This window comes from Streptomyces shenzhenensis, from assembly GCF_021462265.1.
GTDB classification, from domain to species: Bacteria; Actinomycetota; Actinomycetes; order Streptomycetales; family Streptomycetaceae; genus Streptomyces; species Streptomyces shenzhenensis.
This window is the reverse complement of record NZ_JAJONF010000035.1, coordinates 1-16605: the sequence shown is the minus strand read 5'-3', so window position 1 is coordinate 16605 and position 16605 is coordinate 1. Positions and strand designations below refer to the sequence as shown.

13 protein-coding genes and 2 pseudogenes are annotated in these 16605 nt (G+C 71.3%); 6 read left to right on the top strand and 9 right to left on the bottom strand.

Translation table 11 applies throughout. From position 1 onward, the window contains the following. Positions 1 to 146 precede the first annotated feature (146 nt). Positions 147 to 566 (bottom strand): GNAT family N-acetyltransferase, encoded by a 420-nt coding sequence (locus LQ326_RS33610; protein WP_234542849.1) that lies wholly within the window; start codon positions 564 to 566, stop codon positions 147 to 149. 640 nt (positions 567 to 1206) lie between these two features. Between LQ326_RS33610 and LQ326_RS33605 the strand changes: the two genes are divergently transcribed. Then, the gene (locus LQ326_RS33605; protein ID WP_234542848.1) at positions 1207 to 2619 is read left to right on the top strand and encodes a non-reducing end alpha-L-arabinofuranosidase family hydrolase; all 1413 of its coding nucleotides are present in this window, start codon (positions 1207 to 1209) and stop codon (positions 2617 to 2619) included. A 178-nt stretch (positions 2620 to 2797) separates the two neighbouring features. On the opposite strand, the pseudogene LQ326_RS33600 reads toward LQ326_RS33605, so the two are convergent. From LQ326_RS33600 to LQ326_RS33590, 3 genes and pseudogenes are all read right to left on the bottom strand, one after another. Continuing rightward, positions 2798 to 2995 (bottom strand): annotated as a pseudogene (locus LQ326_RS33600) (LLM class F420-dependent oxidoreductase); the annotation flags it as partial. A 44-nt stretch (positions 2996 to 3039) separates the two neighbouring features. Continuing rightward, on the bottom strand, positions 3040 to 5607 hold the full coding sequence (locus LQ326_RS33595; protein WP_234542847.1) for an ABC transporter permease: 2568 nt from the start codon (positions 5605 to 5607) through the stop codon (positions 3040 to 3042). Between the two features lie 4 nt (positions 5608 to 5611). After that, positions 5612 to 6430 carry an ABC transporter ATP-binding protein gene (locus LQ326_RS33590; protein ID WP_234542845.1) on the bottom strand — a complete coding sequence of 273 codons (819 nt, stop codon included), beginning with the start codon at positions 6428 to 6430 and terminating at the stop codon, positions 5612 to 5614. A gap of 140 nt (positions 6431 to 6570) precedes the next feature. Between LQ326_RS33590 and LQ326_RS33585 the strand changes: the two genes are divergently transcribed. After that, positions 6571 to 6822, top strand: coding sequence for a toxin-antitoxin system HicB family antitoxin (locus tag LQ326_RS33585; RefSeq protein WP_234542844.1), 252 nt, complete (start codon positions 6571 to 6573; stop codon positions 6820 to 6822). Positions 6823 to 6826: 4 nt separating this feature from the next. Next, on the top strand, positions 6827 to 7201 hold the full coding sequence (locus tag LQ326_RS33580) for a fic family toxin-antitoxin system, toxin component (RefSeq protein ID WP_181807907.1): 375 nt from the start codon (positions 6827 to 6829) through the stop codon (positions 7199 to 7201). 20 nt (positions 7202 to 7221) lie between these two features. Here LQ326_RS33580 and LQ326_RS33575 read toward each other — a convergent pair whose 3' ends face one another. Next, a complete protein-coding gene (locus tag LQ326_RS33575) occupies positions 7222 to 7905 on the bottom strand; it encodes a class I SAM-dependent methyltransferase (protein ID WP_234542840.1) in 684 nt (227 codons plus the stop codon). Between the two features lie 78 nt (positions 7906 to 7983). Beyond that, positions 7984 to 8670 (bottom strand): esterase/lipase family protein, encoded by a 687-nt coding sequence (locus LQ326_RS33570; RefSeq protein ID WP_234542839.1) that lies wholly within the window; start codon positions 8668 to 8670, stop codon positions 7984 to 7986. A 116-nt stretch (positions 8671 to 8786) separates the two neighbouring features. Between LQ326_RS33570 and LQ326_RS33565 the strand changes: the two genes are divergently transcribed. After that, positions 8787 to 10961, top strand: a complete 2175-nt coding sequence (locus LQ326_RS33565; RefSeq protein ID WP_234542838.1) for a helix-turn-helix transcriptional regulator — start codon at positions 8787 to 8789, stop codon at positions 10959 to 10961. Between the two features lie 103 nt (positions 10962 to 11064). Here the strand turns inward: LQ326_RS33565 and bioD are convergent, their stop codons facing one another. From bioD to bioB, 3 genes are read right to left on the bottom strand one after another with little or no spacing between them, the layout of a single operon-like run. Continuing rightward, positions 11065 to 11781, bottom strand: a complete 717-nt coding sequence (bioD, locus tag LQ326_RS33560; RefSeq protein ID WP_234542911.1) for a dethiobiotin synthase — start codon at positions 11779 to 11781, stop codon at positions 11065 to 11067. 2 nt (positions 11782 to 11783) lie between these two features. Beyond that, positions 11784 to 13070 (bottom strand): adenosylmethionine--8-amino-7-oxononanoate transaminase, encoded by a 1287-nt coding sequence (locus tag LQ326_RS33555; RefSeq protein WP_234542837.1) that lies wholly within the window; start codon positions 13068 to 13070, stop codon positions 11784 to 11786. Further along, positions 13063 to 14286: a biotin synthase BioB gene (gene bioB / locus LQ326_RS33550; protein ID WP_234542836.1), complete on the bottom strand. Its 1224-nt coding sequence runs from the start codon at positions 14284 to 14286 to the stop codon at positions 13063 to 13065. Before bioB ends, LQ326_RS33555 begins: the two co-directional genes overlap by 8 nt. Before the next feature lie 990 nt (positions 14287 to 15276). Between bioB and LQ326_RS33545 the strand changes: the two genes are divergently transcribed. Together LQ326_RS33545 and LQ326_RS33540 are read left to right on the top strand one after the other, a co-directional pair. Further along, positions 15277 to 15438, top strand: coding sequence for a hypothetical protein (locus LQ326_RS33545; protein WP_234542835.1), 162 nt, complete (start codon positions 15277 to 15279; stop codon positions 15436 to 15438). 305 nt (positions 15439 to 15743) lie between these two features. Beyond that, positions 15744 to 16605 (top strand): annotated as a pseudogene (locus tag LQ326_RS33540) (hypothetical protein); the annotation flags it as partial.

The following is a 16605-nucleotide window of genomic DNA, read 5'->3' as shown; positions in this document are numbered from 1 at the left end:
GACCGGGAGGCTCGCCCATGAGGGACGCTCACACACCTTTCATCGAGGAACGACGACTCTCCCCAATGGTAAAGGATCGGCAAAGTTGTCCCAGTGGTCGCCGTCCGCCGGCGGCTTGACCCGCCGCCGCCACTGTTCCTGGGACGCTACAGAGCCTTGACCCAGCGCCGCCAGTGATCCTCGCGGTGGTAGCCGGTGGCGGCCCACGCGTGGTGGGCCCGTTCGTTGGCTTCCAGGACCATGGCGTCGACGCGTCGTCCGCCCAGGGCGGCGAAGCGTCGTTCCGCGGCTTCCAGCAGGGCGGTGGCGACGCCCTGGCGACGGTGGTCGGGGTGCACGGCGAGTCGGTAGGCGGAGCATCGCCATCCGTCGAAGCCGGCTATGACGGTCCCGGTGAGGAGGCCGTCGCGCTCTGCGAGGAGCAGGGCTTCGGGGTCTCGTGCGATGAGCCGGGCCACGCCGTCGTGGTCGTCGCTGACACTCGTTCCTTCCGCGGCCTCGCGCCAGAACCGCAGCACGGTGTCGACGTCCGCGAGGGCGGCGTGGCGGATACGGAGATCGATCATGGGGTGAGCCAAGCAGAGCGCCGGCGTGTCTGGCGAGCGGTTTCCGTGGGGCGTCCGCACCGCGGCGAGGGGTCACCTGAAAAAGGCTCGAAATTTCGCATGCCATTCGGAAAGTCGGGGCATTCACGGATGCTGACGAGGCGTCCGGCCACCGCAACGCGTCCGCGGAAGAGGACCTGCTCCGGCGTCAAAGGGCTGTCCGTCCGGGCCTGCGACCAGGAATCGGCCCGACCTGTGGTGTTTCCTTCGCGGAGCCGTCCGAATGTTTCGGCGATTCTCGCGAATCATGTGAGAGCGATTGACGTCGCTCGTCAGGTCCTTATCATCCAGGTTGCTCGATAGTCCGACCCTTGTTCGGTATGGCGAACACACAAGGGTGTCTTCGCTCGCACAGCAGGGCGCCTTTGGGGCCCGCCCGCCGGAACGGCCGAGTCGTGAGGGGCAGTCGAACGATGCATATGTCATGGTCTCGACAATCTTGCTCGTCGCGCGTCGGCGGCCGCCCCGGCCTCGCCGTCGGCGCGGCTCCCCTGCCGCCTCGCAGCCGTTCCCTTCCCATGCGAAACGCACCGCAAGGACGGTCCGGACAGCCTCCGGCAAGGTCAACCGCATCCGCCTACTCAAGGATCACGAGGTCCCCATGCCAAGCCGAAGTTTCAGCCGCGGGCATCTGTCCGTGATGCTCGCCGCCGCAGTTACCGCCCTGGTCACGTTGATGGCGATGCTCGTCGCCGGCCCGGCGAACGCGGCCACCAGCGGCGCCTTGCGCGGTGTTGGTTCCGGCCGGTGTCTCGACGTGCCGAACGGCAGCCAGACCGACGGCACGTACCTGCTGATCCGGGACTGCTCGGGCGGGACCAGCCAGCAGTGGACGTCGACGGACAGCAAGCAGCTGACCGTGTACGGCAACAAGTGCCTGGATGTTCCGGGCCACGCCACCACGGCCGGTACCCGGGTGCAGATCTGGACGTGTACCGGCGGTGCGAACCAGCAGTGGCGGGTGAACGCGGACGGCACGGTCGTCGGCGTGGAGTCCGGGCTGTGCCTGGACGTCACGGGCGCCGGTACGGCCAACGACACCGCCGTGGAGATCTGGACGTGCAACGGCGGCAGCAACCAGCAGTGGACCGGCCTGTCCGCGTCGTCGGGCGGCACCTGCTCCCTGCCGTCGACCTACCACTGGTCGTCGACGGGTGCGCTGGCGCAGCCGGCGAACGGGTGGGTCTCGCTGAAGGACTTCACCAACGTGACGTACAACGGCAAGCACCTCGTCTATGCGTCGAACGTGTCGGGATCGTCGTACGGCTCGATGGCGTTCACTCCCTTCACCAACTGGTCGGACATGGCGTCGGCCGGCCAGACCGGGATGAGCCAGTCCGCCGTGGCGCCCACGCTGTTCTACTTCGCGCCCAAGAACATCTGGGTGCTGGCGTACCAGTGGGGTGCGTGGCCCTTCATCTACCGCACGTCGAGCGACCCCACCAACCCCAACGGCTGGTCCTCGCCGCAGCCGCTGTTCACCGGCAGCATCCCCAACTCCGCCCCGATCGACCAGACCCTGATCGCCGACGGCCAGAACATGTACCTGTTCTTCGCCGGCGACAACGGCAGCATCTACCGGGCGAGCATGCCGATCGGGAACTTCCCGGGCAGCTTCGGTTCGTCGTACACGACGGTCATGAGCGACACCACGAAGAACCTGTTCGAGGCGCCACAGGTCTACAAGGTCCAGGGCCAGAACCAGTACCTCATGATCGTCGAGGCCCGGGGCGCGAACGAGCAGCGCTACTTCCGCTCCTTCACCGCCACCAGCCTGAGCGGTTCATGGACCCCGCAGGCCGCCAGCGAGAGCAACCCCTTCGCGGGCAAGGCCAACAGCGGCGCCACCTGGACCAACGACATCAGCCACGGTGACCTGGTCCGCAACAACCCCGACCAGACCATGACCATCGACCCCTGCAACCTGCAGTTCCTCTATCAGGGCAAGTCACCCAGCGCGAGCGGCCCCTACGACCAACTGCCGTGGCGGCCTGGCCTCCTCACCCTGCAGTAATGACCTGCCTTCCCTGGTGACCGCGTCCGGGTGCGGTCCGCCGACGGGTGACCGAGCGGTTCACGGCGTGGGCGACTCCACCTGCTGACCGGGACTCACCGCCATCAGGACCCCAGCCGTGCGCCGGCTGGGGTCCTCGCTCTCGCGGCCTTTCACCGTGGGGACGGACCGAAGCACGCACGGACGTGCCGAGCCGGGGCCGCTCGGTCGCCTCGGCCGCCGCGACCAGCGTCGGGAAGGGCGCCGGCATGCCGGGACGGTCGGGGACGAGGACCACGTCGTGGCGGAGTTCCTCGGCGCGCCCGCACTTCGCGCGTCACGCGCCGGCCGACGCGGGGGTGAGCCGGTCGGCCCCGAAGCGGAACGGACGCGGCATGAACTCTCCTCAGGGGCACGCCCCGAGTCTCCGCCGCGATTCCGTCACTCGTGCGCGATGGCCGCCAGCACGTTCATCCGCGAGGCGCGCAACGCGGGCAGCAGCGCCGCCACGATGCCCACCACCGCCGAGCCGATGACGACCGCGACGACGGTGCCCCACGGGACGGCGAGGGCCTTCATGCCCTGGAGGGCCAGGACCTGCTGGGTGCACACACCCCACACCAGACCCAGCGCGAGGCCCAGCACCGCGCCGAACACGGCGATCACCACCGACTCCAGCCGGATCATCCGGCGCAGTTGCCGCCGGGCCAGCCCGATGGCGCGCAGCAGCCCGATCTCCCGGGTGCGCTCCACCACCGACAGGGCCAGGGTGTTGACCACCCCGAGCACCGCGATCACGATCGCGAGGCCGAGCAGTGCGTAGACCAGGTACAGCAGCACGGCGATCTGGTCGTGCACCAGCTTCTTGTAGTCGGCCTGATCACGGACCTGCACCTGCGGATACGGCGCCAGCGTCTTCTCCAGCCGCGAGCGCAACTGGTCGGCGCCGGTGCCCGGGGCCCGGTTGACGTACAGCGACGAGTCCTGGCCGTCCGGGACGTACTTCTGCACGGTGGCGATACCGAAGAACAGGCCGCCCTGGGCGCCGAAGCCGCTGCCGCCGTCCTGGTCGGTGAGGGCGCCCACCTTCATCCGGGCCCGCTTCCCGCCCTGGAACTCGACCGGGAGCACGCTGCCGAGGCGCACCTTGTGGTCCTGGGCGAAGGTGACGTCCATGCCGAGGCTGCCGGCGGCCAGCGCGGCCGCGGTGTCGCCGCCCTTGTAGGCGACATGGGCGACCTCGTCGACCTGCGGGTCGTACCCGGCGGCGGTCGTGGTGACCCGCTTGCCGTCCGGCAGCCGTACCGCCACCGGCGCGAACCGCTGCCGTACCACGAGCCCCACGCCCTCGGTGCCGCGCACCTTGTCGGTGATCTCCTGGGTGAACGGCTGGAAGTTGCCGTTCTGGACGACGAAGTCGGCGCCCAGCGTCTTGTCGATCTGCTGGTCGAAGGACTTGGACATGGAGGCGCTGGCCACCGACATCCCGCCGACCAGGGCGAGCCCCACCATGAGCGCGGCGGCGGTGGCGCCGGTACGGCGCGGGTTGCGCAGGGCGTTGCGCTGGCTCATCCGGCCGACCGAGCCGAAGAGCGCGGGGAAGGCCGCGCCGAGGACGCGGATCACGGGCCGGACCAGCAGCGGGCCCGCGACGACCGTCGCGATCAGCGTCAGGACGACCCCGAGGCCCAGCAGCGAGGCGGCGGCGGCGGTCCTCGTGGCCGCCGCGCAGCCGGCCAGGGCCGCGACCCCGAGCACGCCGACGACGCCGCCCACGACCGCCCGCGTCCTGAGCGGCTTGCCCACCCCGGCGATCTCCGCGTCCGCGAGCGCCGCCATCGGCGACACGGTGGCCGCGCGCCGGGCGGGCAGATACGCGGCGACGAAGGTGACGCCGACCCCCACGGCGTACGCGGCGACGGGCGTGCCCCAGCCGATGACCATCTCGGTGGCCTTGAGGTTCATCCCGAACGCGGTCATCAGCTTGATCAGCCCGAACGCCAGCCCGACCCCGGCGCCCAGGCCCAGCGTCGAGCCCACCAGCCCGAGCAGCACCGCCTCGGTGAGCACGGACCGCCGCACCTGCCGCCGGTCGGCGCCCAGGGCGCGCAGCAGCCCCAGCTCCCGGGTGCGCTGGGCGATCAGCATGGAGAAGGTGTTGACGATGAGGAAGACGCCCACCATGGTGGCGATCCCGGCGAACCCCAGCATCACGTACTTGATCACGTCGAGAAAGCCGCCGAGGTCGGCGGCCGATGACTTCGCCTGCTCGCCGGCGGTCTTCAGGTCGTATGTGCCGGTCCCGATCGCCGCGCCGATACGGGTCTTGAGCTGGGCGTCCGTCACCCCCTGCGCCGCGTCCACCGAGATGCTGGTGGCCCGGCCCGCGGAGCCCAGCAGCTCCTTCGCGGCCACCGCCGGGTCGAGGAAGACCAGGGCCGCGCCGGGGTTGGTGGTGGTGAAGGTGGCGATGCCGACGATCTCGACCCTGAAGGTGCCGGGCTGGGCCTGCACGGTCAGCGTGTCGCCGATCCGGACGTGCTTCTTGCCGGCGGTGTCCGCGTCGAGGAGCGCCTGGCCGGCGCCCCGCGGGGTGTGCCCCGAGGTGAGCTTCACGGGGCTGCGGTGGGTGAGGTACCAGTCCGTGGCGATGGTCGGGGCGCCGGTGGTCGAGCCCACCGACTTGTCGTGGCTGTCGACCACGACGATGTTCTGCACGGAGACGTCCGCGTGGGTGCCCGCGACCCCGTCGACCTTCGCCACCTCGCCGGCCAGCGCGGCCGGCACCGTCTGGACGGCACCCGTCGGCACCGACGACTTGAGGTCCTGCTTCGGCTCCACCGTCACGTCCGCGGAGGTGGAGGCGAACAGCCGGTCGAAGGTGCGGGTGACGGTGTCGGAGAAGATCAGGCTGCCCGCGACGAACGCCACGGACAGGACGATGGCCAGCGCGGACAGCATCAGCCGTCCCTTGTGGGCCAGGAAACTCCGCAGGGTTGCCCTGAGCACGGGGTCAGTCCTCCTCTGGCCCGGCGGACCCGTGTCCCACGTCCGGGCCGGGGGTCTGGGGGTCTCCCCCCGAAAAAAGGCGCATGCGTTCCAGTACGGCGTCCGCCGTCGGCTCTTCCATCCGGTCCACGATCCGGCCGTCGGCGAGGAAGAGCACCAGGTCGGACTGGGCGGCGGCGCCCGGGTCGTGGGTCACCATGACGACCGTCTGGCCGAGCCGGTCGACCGCCTCCCGCAGAATGCCCAGCACCTCGAGGCCGGCCCGTGAGTCCAGGTTCCCGGTCGGCTCGTCGGCGAATATCAGCTCCGGGCGGGAGACCAGCGCCCGCGCGCAGGCCACGCGCTGCTGCTGGCCGCCGGAGAGCTGCGCGGGCCGGTGTTTGAGCCGGTCCCGCAGCCCGAGCGTGTCGATCACCTGGTCCAGCCACTTGCCGTCGGGCTTCTTGCCCGCGATGTCCATGGGCAGAGTGATGTTCTCGGCCGCGTTCAGCGTCGGGATCAGGTTGAACGACTGGAACATGAACCCGATCCGGTCCCGGCGCAGCCGCGTCAGCTCGCGCTCCTTGAGGCCCGTAATCTCCGTGCCGCCGAGCCAGACCTGACCGGCCGACACGGTGTCCAGCCCCGCCAGGCAGTGCATCAACGTGGACTTGCCGGACCCCGACGGGCCCATGACCGCGGTGAAGCGGCCGCGCTCGATGTCCACGTCCACCGAGTCCAGCGCGAGCACCGCCGTCTCGCCCGCCCCGTACGCCTTGGTGAGCCCGCGCGCCCGGGCCGCGACCCCGTCGGCGGTGGGCGCCTTCGCAGCTGCTGTGGACAAGACTGCCTCCCCGGTCACACGACGGTCAGCCGACCTCGCTGTCCGGGGCGAGCGTAGTGTGACCCGTCCGACAGCCGATATCACTTTTCGATTCCGATGCGCACTTGCCGCTGCTAGCGGTTCGGCGCTAGCTTCGAGGTATGGCTAAGACCCAGCTGAACGTGCGGGTGGACGAGGGCACCGCCAAGGCGGCCCGCGAACGCGCCCTCGCGCGCGGCATGAGCGTCAACCGCTACATAGAGGAACTGGTCATGCAGGACACGGGTGAAACGGGCCGTACGTTCGTCGAGGCGGCCGCAGATTTCATGAAGCAGTACGAGTCCGTGTTCGCCGAGGAGTTCGGCGAGCCGCACGGTACCGACACGTCTGACAAGAACGAAGGCCGTCACTGATCCCTTGAGCGACCTGACGATCGACCTCGCCTGGCTCCTCATGCTCGCCGAACAGAAGACCCCGGGTGACCCGCAGGTCACCGACTGGGGTGCGCTGATCGCCGCCGTCGCCAGGCACCAGGCCGAGATATTCGACGTACCCGTCTACGACACGCCGCAGGCCCGGGCCGCCGCCCTGCTCCAGCTGCTGATCCACGTCCCGGCCCTGGAGCGCTCGAACGCCCTCTTCGCGTCCTCGGTCGCCTACGCCTACCTGGTCGCCAGCGGTCTGAAGGTCGTCACCTCGCCCGAGCAGGTCCGCGACCTGGCCCGGCTGGTCAAGAACGGCGAGGCGAGCGTCGCCGACATCGCCCAGGAGCTGCGCCGCTGGAGCCTGTGACCGCCCGGCGGAGGCCGAGATCAGGTTTCCGTGGGTGTGCGGGCGACGCCGAGGACGCAGTACGAGGAGGGCAGCCGTGGGCCGTTCTCCGGCAGGAACACCCGGCGGTACGGGCCGAGTTCGAACCCGGCTGCGCGCAGCTCGGCGACCGGCTCCCGGGACAGATGGCAGTTGCCGCTCAGCAACGGCCAGACCGTCCGGTCCAGGGCCCGCTGGGTGAACCTCATCGCCGGGCCGCCGCCCGCACCGTGCTCGAAGAACCGCAGCTCACCGCCCGGCCGCAGCACCCGTCGTACCTCCGCGAGCGACCGCCGCACATCCCGGACGCTGCACAGCACCAGCGAGCACACCGCCGCGTCGAAGGCCTCGCTCTTCACCGGCAGCGCCTCCGCCGCGCCCGGCACCACGTCCACCGGGACGCCGGCCCGCACCGCGGCCTCGGCCGCCAACCGCCGCAGGGTGCGCTCCGGCTCGATCGCCACGACCTCCGAGACCGCACCGGGATACCGCGTGAAGTTGAGCCCGTTGCCCGCGCCGATCTCGATCACCCGCCCGGACAGCCCGCAGAGCAGCCGCTCCCGGATGCCGGCCATGCCGAGTCCGGTCTCGGCGGTCACGCTGCAACGGGCGTAGAAACGGGCGAACAGCGGGTGGTGGACGGGGTCCCGCGCCGGTGTCCCGGCGCCGGCGGACATCAGCCGCATGACGACCTCCGTACGGAAGCAGGTTTACGGAGATTGTCCCCCGTCACGGCCCGTCGCACCCCCGCTGCCGGAAACGGTTCAGGAGATGAAGTCGCGCACCTGCCCGTAGACCCCGTAGTCGTCGTTCATGCTGGTGTGCGAGATGCAGCCGACGTCGACGTTGGTCGCCCCGCTCAGCTCCGCCGAGGTGTCCGGGTCGATCGCCGCGTCGCAGTCCGACCAGTACGCCGCGTAGGAGACGCTGCCGGGCGTCTCGTCACCGGAGTTCAGGGCGGTCAGGAAGGAACTGCCGGTCTGCATCTCCTTGCAGGAGGTGTACAGCCACCCGCACAGCGAGGCGACGCTCGTCCCGTGGTTCACCCCGGCGACCGACACGAAGTGGTCCACGTACGAGGTCCCGCCGAGGTTCTTGAGGTAGTAACGGCTGTTGAGCGCACCCATGGAGTGCACCACCAGGTTGACCTTCGAGGCGCCGGTCGTGGAGAGGACGGACTGGATGTAGGTGGCGAGCGCCGAGGCGGTCGTGGCGTTCGACTTCGTCCAGTCGTACGAGATCGCGTACAGCTCGGAGGACGAGTAGCCGTCCGCCTCGAAGTCCGCGATCCAGGTGTTCCAGCTGCTGGAGTCGCTGCTCAGCCCGTGCACGAACACGATCGGCTCGTGGCTCGCCGCGTGCGCGGTGCCGGCGGTGAGGGGGAGGGACAGAAGGAGCGAACCGGCTATCGCCGACAGAGCGGTTGCGATGCGACGCCTGGCGCGTTGCATGATGCCTCCTGAAACGGGTGGGGTTGATCAGGAGTGTCGGGACGGGTCTACGCGCGCCGCATCGGCGAAGTCGCCAGTCTTTACGAGTCAACTAACTCGCCAGTAACGTCTTTGCCGTGGTGTTACCGGCGAACCCCCCACCGCTCGACCGCACTTCGCCACCGCAGCCGACCGACGCGGGGCCGGGCCCGGCTTCGGCGCTCCCCGAGGGCGTCCGCGCCCGGGTGACCCGAGTCGCGTACGAGGACCGGCGCGCCGTGGCCGAACTCGTGCCGCGCCTGACCGACCGGCAGGCGGCCGGCGCCGACCCGCTGCCGGTCGAACCGGCCGAACTGGCACCGGCGTTGCTCCGCGCCCTGCGCCGGGAGATCCGCGCCCTGCCCGACGAGACCCGGCTGCTGCTGCAGCTCGCCGCCGCCGACCAGTACCCGGTGGCCACCCACGCCTTCCTGCGCGCGGTCACCGCCGGCCGGCTCGACACCCGCCCGCTGGAGGCGGCCGAGGCGGCCGGAGTCGCCCACGCCCGCGCCGGCGGAGTCTTCTTCCGGGACCCGTGGACCCGGATCGCCGTCTACGAGACCGCCTCACCGGCCGACCGGCGCGCAGCCCATCAACTGCTCGCCCGGGTGCTCGGCGGCAAGGGCGAGACGACCCGCCGCTCCTGGCACCGGGGCGCCGCCGCCCTCGGCCCCAGCGCCCGGCTCGCGGCGGAACTGCGCACCGCCGCCGACCGGGCCCGCGCCGAAGGACGCCCCGCCCTGGCCCGCGCCCTCGCCGAACGCGCCGCCGACCTGTGCCCCGACCCGGCCCAGGAGGCCCGGCTGCTCGCCCTCGCCGCCGCCGACGCCTGGTACTCCGGGGAGCCGGACCGGGCGAGACGGCTCGCCGCCCGTACGGACGACTCCGCCCTCAACGGCCTCCTCGCGCTCAGGACCGGCAACGCCGCCGAGGCCTTCGACGCCCTGCTCACCGCCGCCGTCCGACAGGAACGTTCCGCCGATGCCGTCGAACTCCTGGCCCTCGCCACCGAGGCCGCCGTCTACACCGGCGACCTGAGACGCTGCCGCGAGGCACATGTGCTCGCCCAGTGGCTGGACCTCCCGCCGTCCGGCGTCCTCGCCGCACTCGCCCGCGCCACCGACGGCCGCTACGCCGACGCCCGTGTCCTCCTCAAGGGCGCCGCGGGCCGCTGCGCGCCGGGCGGCGACCCCCGCTCGCTGATCCACTCCGGGATCGCCGCGCTCATGCTCGGCGACCACACCCGGACCGTCACCGCCACCCTCCGGGCGGCCGCCTCCGCCCGGGCGCGCGGCGCGCCGGGCACGGTCGCCCAGGCCATGGAGTTCCGTGCCTACGCCGACTTCTGGACCGGCCGTCCCCGGGCCGGCGAGGCCGCCGCGCAGGAGGCGCTGCGCCAGGCCCGCGCCACCGGGCAGGACAACGGGGCCTGCCATCTCCAGGCCGCGCTCGCCATGTTCGCCGCCGTCACCGGCGACGAGGAGGCCTGCCGGGAGCGCGCGGCGGCCGCCCGCTCGCACGCCCTGGCGCACGGACTGGGTCTGCCCGCCGCTCTCGCACAGTGGGCGCTCGCCTTCCTCGACCTGGCGGGCGGCCGCTTCCCGGCGGCGGCCGCCCGGCTGCGGGCCCTCGCCGGGTTCGGTCCCGGACACGGCCACCGGGCCATCCGGCACCTGGCGACCCCGCACTACGTGGAAGCCGCGGTCCGCACCGGCGACCCGCGGGTCGCCCGCGCCGCGCACGCCGACTACCACCGCTGGGCCACCGCCGTCCGCAGCCCCGACGACCTCGCGCTCAGCGCCCGCTGCCGGGCCCTGCTCGCCCCCGGCGCGGAGGCGGTCCGGCACTACCGGGAGGCGCTGGACCTGCACGCCCGGGGCACCCGGGACTTCGAACGCGCCCGCACCGAGCTGCTGTTCGGCGGTGTGCTGCGCCGGCTGCGGCAGCGCACCGAGGCCCGGGACCGGCTGCACAGCGCTCTGGAGGCCTTCGAGTCCTTCGGCGCCCCGCACTGCGCCGCCCAGGCCCGAGCCGAACTCCGCGCCCTGGGCACCTCGTTGACCCCGCACTCCGGAACCGGCCCGGCTGCCGTACTCACCGCCCAGCAGCTGATGGTGGCCCGGATGGCCGCGGAGGGCGCCACCAACCGCGAGATCGGCGACCGGCTCAACCTCAGCACCCGCACCATCGACCACCACTTGCGGGGCGTCTTCGCCCGGTTGGGCATCCGGTCGCGCATCGAGCTGGTACGGCTGCTCGGAGAGTTTCCCTAGGGAGCCTCGCGGTTCGGGCAGGCCGTCGGCCGGGTGCGGCGCCGTCGTGGCTGGTCGCGCGGTTCCCCGCGCCGCTTCGGGGGCGCGTCGTCCTCCCGCGGAGCTAGGCAGCTTCGCGTACCCGGAACGCCTCCGCGTCCCAGCTCCCGTCCAGCCGTGCCGACAGCCAACCCGGCGCCGCCGAACGGAAGTCGGCAGGCGCCAGCGCCCCGGCCCCGGCGGGCAGCGCGCCCAGCAGCGGCGCCCCGGCCACCTCGGGGAGGTCCGCGACATTGCAGCGCGACGCCAGGTCCGGGGAGTCAGGCCAGGCCCCGATCACCACACCCAGCAACTCCAGCTCCCGGACGCGCAGTTCACGGGCCGTCAGCTCGGTGGTGTTCAGCGTGCCAAGGCCGGCCGACGCCACCACCAGCACCGGCGCGTGCAGCAGCCGGGCCGCGTCCGCCAGCGTGCCGCCGGCCTCGTCGAACCGGACGAGCAGGCCGCCCGCGCCCTCGACCAGCACCAGCTCGTGCTCGGTCGCCAGCTTGGCGGCCGCCTCCGCCACGTCCTGCGGACGCACGGGGGTCATCCCCGCCCTGCGGGCCGCCGTGCCCGGCGCCAACGGCTCGGGGAAACGGGCCACTTCGGCCGCCGTCACGGCACCGGCGAGCCGCGCCACCTCGTCTGCGTCCCCGCGCTCGTCCGGTCGTACCCCTGTCTGCGCGGCCTTCAGGACCGCCACCGAGCGGCCCGCGGCGAGCGCGGCGGCGGCGACCGCGGCCGTGGTGACGGTCTTGCCGACCTCCGTGCCCGTTCCCGTGATCATCAGGACCGGCATGCTCATCCCTCCCGCGCGGCGGCGCACACCGCGCGCGCGATCCGTGCCACGTCGGCGTCACCCGTGACGTACGGCGGCATCGTGTAGACCAGGTCTCGGAACGGCCGCAGCCACACGCCCTCGCGCACCGCGGCGGCCGTGGCGGCCCGCATGTCGACGTCGTGGTCGAGCTGTACGACCCCGATGGCACCGAGGACCCGCACGTCCCGGACCCCGGGGATCTCCCGCGCGGGTGCCAGGCCGTCCCGCAGACCCGCCTCGATCCGCTTGACCTCCGCGAGCCAGTCCTGGCCCAGCAGCAGCCCGAGGGAGGCGCAGGCCACGGAGGCGGCCAGCGGATTGCCCATGAACGTGGGGCCGTGGGCCAGCACCGGCACGTCGCCCCGCGAGATGCCCTCGGCCACCCGGGACGTGCACAGGGTCGCCGCCATCGTCAGATACCCGCCGGTGAGCGCCTTGCCCACGCACATCACGTCCGGGGCGACGGCCGCGTGGTCCGCCGCGAACAGCGCACCGGTGCGCCCGAAGCCGGTCGCGATCTCGTCGAACACCAGCAGCACGTCGTGCGCGTCGCACGCCTCGCGCAGCACCCGCAGGTAGGCGGGGGAGTGGAACCGCATCCCGCCGGCGCCCTGCACCACCGGCTCCACGATCACCGCGGCCAGTTCGTGCGCGTGCCGCTCGACCATGGACCGCAGATGCCCGGCGTACGCCTCGTCGTACTCGGCCGGCGGCGCGTCGGCGAACACCTGGCGGGGCAGCACCCCGGACCAGAGCTCGTGCATCCCGCCCTCGGGGTCGCAGACGGACATCGGCTGCCAGGTGTCGCCGTGGTAGCCGCCGCGCCAGGTCAGCAGGCGCTGCTTCGCGGGGCGGCCGAGGGAGCGCCAGTACTGCAGGCACATCTTCACCGCGACCTCGACCGACACGGACCCCGAGTCGGCGAGGAAGACATGCTCCAGACCTGCGGGCGAGATGTCGGCCAGGAGCTTCGCCAGGCGGACGGCGGGCTCGTGGGTGAGCCCGCCGAACATCACATGGCTCATCCGGCCGAGCTGGTCGTGCGCGGCCTCGTTGAGCACCGGGTGGTTGTAGCCGTGGATCGCCGCCCACCACGACGACATGCCGTCGACCAACTCGCCCGAGCCGTCCGCCAACTTCAACCGGACCCCGCTCGCCGACTCCACGACGAGCGGTTCGGCCCGGCCGGGCATCGGGCCGTACGGATGCCAGACGTGCCGGCGGTCCAGGTCCAGCAACTCGGGGACGCTCAGGGCGGGGTCAGGCATTGGGCGCGAGGTCCGTTCCGGCACCCCGGCGGCGGACGGCGACCAGATCGGTGCGCGGCTCGCCCGCGGGGACGGCCACGGCCTCGTGGGAGTCGCAGGCCGACCCGCACCCGGCCTCGGCGTGCGACCCGCACCCGGCGCCCTCGGCCCCGTGCGACCCGCACACCGCGCCCTCGGCCCCGTGCGACCCGCAGCCGCCGCCCTGGGCCTCGGCCCGGTGCTGCGGCAGCGTCACCTCGTCGGAGCCCTCCACCACGAACCCGGCGTCCGCGATCATCTCCAGGTCGGCCCGGCCGGCCTGGCCCTCGGTGGTCAGGTAGTCGCCGAGGAAGACCGAGTTGGCCAGGTGCAGCGCGAGCGGCTGCAGGGTGCGCAGATGGACCTCGCGGCCGCCCGCGATCCGCACCTCCACGTCGGGGCAGACGAACCGCACCATCGCCAGGATGCGCAGGCAGCGCTGCGGGGTGAGGTTCCACTCCTTGGCCAGCGGGGTGCCCTCGACCGGGATCAGGAAGTTCACCGGAACGGAGTCCGGGTCCAGCTCGCGCAGCGAGAAGACCACGTCGACCAGGTCCTCGTCCGACTCGCCCATGCCCGCGATCAGGCCCGAGCACGCCGACAGCCCCGCCGCGTGCGCCTTGTTGACCGTGTCCACCCGGTCGGCGTACGTGTGCGTGGTCGTGATGTCCCCGTACGTCCCCTCGGACGTGTTGAGGTTGTGGTTGTACGCGTCCGCCCCCGCCTCGCGCAGCCGCTCCGCCTGGCCGTCGGAGAGCAGGCCGAGGCACGCGCACACCTCGACGCCCTCGTGCTGCTCCTTGATGGCCTTGATGGTGCCCGCCACCCGGTCCACGTCCCGGTCGGTCGGACCGCGTCCGCTGGCCACCAGGCAGACCCGCTTGGCGCCCCCGGCCAGGCCCGCGGCGGCGGCCTTGGAGGCCTCGTCGGGTTTCAGCCAGCTGTACTTCAGGATCCCGGTGGAGGAGCCCAGCCGCTGCGAGCAGTAGGAGCAGTCCTCCGGACACAGGCCCGACTTGAGGTTGACCAGGTAGTTGAGTTTCACGCGCCGGCCGAACCAGTGCCGGCGCACCTTGCCGGCCGCGGCCACCACGTCGAGCACGTCGTCGTCGGAGGTCGCCAGCACGGCGAGCGCTTCCTCGCGGGTCGGCAGCTCGCGCCGAAGCCCCTTGTCCACCAGCGTGTTCAGCAGGTCCATGAGAGCCGATCCTGTACTACGAGACTGCTCCGAGCCAAGGAGAGTTTGCACAACCCTGTCAGTTCGACGTGTGGGGTATGTAACATGACCACCCCAGTTCGTAGGGTCTACGGAGAGCACGGAAGACCAGGTCAGAGGCCCCAAGTCCGCATCCCGCCGCCGGTCTGGTGAGAGTCATGAGTGAGACGCAAGGGCCAGTGGATCAATATGGAGGGTTCCTACAACACCCCCGAAGAGGCTGTTCCCTCAAGCGCCGTGCGTGACGTGGTGCGGGCTGTTCTGGAAGCTCTCGGCATCCCGCACTCTGCGACCGTAGGGGACCGCGAGGCGCACGACCGGATCTCGGGCGAACGGGCCATGCACGCGGCACTCGCGCTCCGCAGCACGCTGGACGGGTGCCCCCTCGAAATCGAATAGACAGTCGGATACCTGCGAGAGCGGCTTGCTGAGCATCCCGCTGCCCAATTCACTCGCGGGCCAGAAGGCCGCCGAATCGTCCATAGAGTGCAGAGAGCGCAGGTCGGATGCACTCCGACCTGCGCTCTTCCGTGGGGTCTGTGAGACGAGTGTGAGACGTCTGCCGTCAGGACGCGTCCTCTGTCGAGGGCTCCTGAGCACATTTGTGACGTGGGCGGCGACCTGGTGAGCTTCGTCGCTCACCTGCGGCAGCTCGCCCGCACGGTTGATCACGCCGCTCCCGTGGAGCGTGCGGCATGACGGCCTCCATCCCCTGCAGCACGGCCAGTGCCGCACCCACAACCCCGTCGGCGACAACGACGAACCCACCCGCATCAGCGAGACACTCACTGCCACCTAGTCCACGGGGAAGAGGCATGCTCGACGCTGTCAAAGCCCCCTTTCAACCCCATGGCGACGACCCTCGACTCCGGAGCGGTCCTGGCGGGGCTGGGGACTGGGGGCCTCAGCGTGCCGGTGCTGCGTTCGCTGATCCGTTGACGCCGACGCCTGCGCTGTCGTGCGCGCGCTGGCGTGCACGGCTACCCGCAGGAGGACCAGGAGCTGGAGGAGCTCAGCACCGAAGGCCTGCTGAAGGGGGTCCTCCACTCTGCCGACTTCAAGAGGTGCACTGTCGGCGAGGCAGTGACACGACTGCGCGACATCGTCGGCGTCACCATCACCGACGAGGAGTAGGAGGCCCTCAGAGACCTGGGCGGGGATCGCAACTCCGTGCAGTACTTCGGCCTGACCCGCAACGCCTGCTGCTCTCGAAGCCCGGGCCGGCCGCGTGCTCGACTTCCTTGTCCGCCCCGTCCCTGGACGCCGGAGGAAGTAATCAGACTGCGAATCGGGCCTCACCTGTGTAGCCGGGCCTGGGCATTGTGCACATCGGGGACCCGCGCGGGTGAAGTCTTCCTGATCTGGCCGTCCGAAGGCGGGTGGTGCGCCTTACTGCCATCAGTGACGGTTCGGTTGTTCCGCAGATGGGGGAGGCGGCGATGAAGTACGCGTTGAATGAGAAGCAGCTGGCGCTGTTGAAGCAGGTTGCGGCGGCGCCGAAAGCGTACGAGGCAGCCACTGCGCACAGCGGTGTTCTGTGGGCGTTGCAGCAGCGGGGGCTGATTCAGAGGGGGCGTGGGCCGGCAGGGCGCGAGGTGGTGGTGCTGACAGCCGGCGGCCGCTTCTACCTCAAGCACGGGAAGCATCCCAAAGAGGCGGAAGCGGATAAGCAGCGGCTGAAGGACGACCCGGCTCAGGCTGCTCTCGCGCCGGCAGACGGGGCGGAACTCGTGGCCAGGCTCCGCGCGGGCCAGGGAGCGGTCACCGTGGTCAACCCCGGCCCCCAAACCCGCGCCTGCTGGCGTGCCGCGTACTATCACGCTCTGCACCACGGACACGTCCCAGACGGCTGCAAGCTGCGCGTCAGCGGCCGCGACAAGGGCGACGTGGTGCTCAAACTCCTGGACGAAGCAGCCCTCAAGGCTGCCGAACCATCTGCTGTCCCCGCAGTCGAGGTTCCAGATCACCTCCCGTCGAACCCCCACGCCCTCGTCGCACGCACGTGTAAAGCACTGGGACGTTCGAAGACCACCGTGGACACCCGGGACGAGCCCGACGTCGTTCCGATCAGCGTTTCGCGTTACCTCGCCGACCGGGCTATGCGCATCGCCCACGCCCTCATCACCGAAGCCGAACGACGTGGCTACGAGGTCACCACCGACAGCAGCCTCCACCGCGGCGAAGCAACCCACCGCCTCGTGATCCGTATCGGCGCCCACGCCTACCCCTGGGAGATCAGGGAGCGTACTGCCAAAGTGCCCCACGAGCCCTGTGCCGTTCGGAAACTTGTCGCTGCCGGTC

Excerpts from the sequence above, each read along its gene's own strand:
- LQ326_RS33610 (WP_234542849.1), bottom strand. The coding sequence starts at position 566 with ATGATCGATCTCCGTATCCGCCACGCCGCCCTCGCGGACGTCGACACC.
- LQ326_RS33605 (WP_234542848.1), top strand. The coding sequence starts at position 1,207 with ATGCCAAGCCGAAGTTTCAGCCGCGGGCATCTGTCCGTGATGCTCGCC.
- LQ326_RS33585 (WP_234542844.1), top strand. The coding sequence starts at position 6,571 with ATGGCTAAGACCCAGCTGAACGTGCGGGTGGACGAGGGCACCGCCAAG.
- LQ326_RS33575 (WP_234542840.1), bottom strand. The coding sequence starts at position 7,905 with ATGCGGCTGATGTCCGCCGGCGCCGGGACACCGGCGCGGGACCCCGTC.
- LQ326_RS33570 (WP_234542839.1), bottom strand. The coding sequence starts at position 8,670 with ATGCAACGCGCCAGGCGTCGCATCGCAACCGCTCTGTCGGCGATAGCC.
- bioD (WP_234542911.1), bottom strand. The coding sequence starts at position 11,781 with ATGCCGGTCCTGATGATCACGGGAACGGGCACGGAGGTCGGCAAGACC.
- LQ326_RS33555 (WP_234542837.1), bottom strand. The coding sequence starts at position 13,070 with ATGCCTGACCCCGCCCTGAGCGTCCCCGAGTTGCTGGACCTGGACCGC.
- bioB (WP_234542836.1), bottom strand. The coding sequence starts at position 14,286 with ATGGACCTGCTGAACACGCTGGTGGACAAGGGGCTTCGGCGCGAGCTG.